This window comes from Halomonas sp. MCCC 1A11062 (genome assembly GCF_021404355.1).
In the GTDB taxonomy this organism is placed as follows: Bacteria; Pseudomonadota; Gammaproteobacteria; order Pseudomonadales; family Halomonadaceae; genus Halomonas; species Halomonas aerodenitrificans.
In genome coordinates this window covers 1-258 of record NZ_JABFTW010000091.1, presented here as the reverse complement: position 1 = coordinate 258, position 258 = coordinate 1, and the positions used below count along the sequence as shown (strand labels likewise).

Sequence of the window (258 nt, the reverse complement as noted above, 5' to 3'; positions counted from 1 at the left end):
TCTTCCGGCGGGGGAGTTTTTCACTCCCCTTGTCGTTACTCATGTCAGCATTCGCACTCGTGATACCTCCAGCAGACTTCTCAATCCACCTTCATCGGCTTACACGACGCTCCTCTACCGCTCATCCCTAAGGATGAACCCGTAGCTTCGGTACCTGGTTTAGCCCCGTTACATCTTCCGCGCAGGCCGACTCGACTAGTGAGCTATTACGCTTTCTTTAAAGGATGGCTGCTTCTAAGCCAACCTCCTAGCTGTCTG

General features: G+C 53.1%; 1 rRNA gene. It reads right to left on the bottom strand.

Annotation, left to right across the window (positions count from 1 at the left end):
* Nucleotides 1-258, bottom strand: a 23S ribosomal RNA gene (locus HOP58_RS22930); the annotation flags it as partial.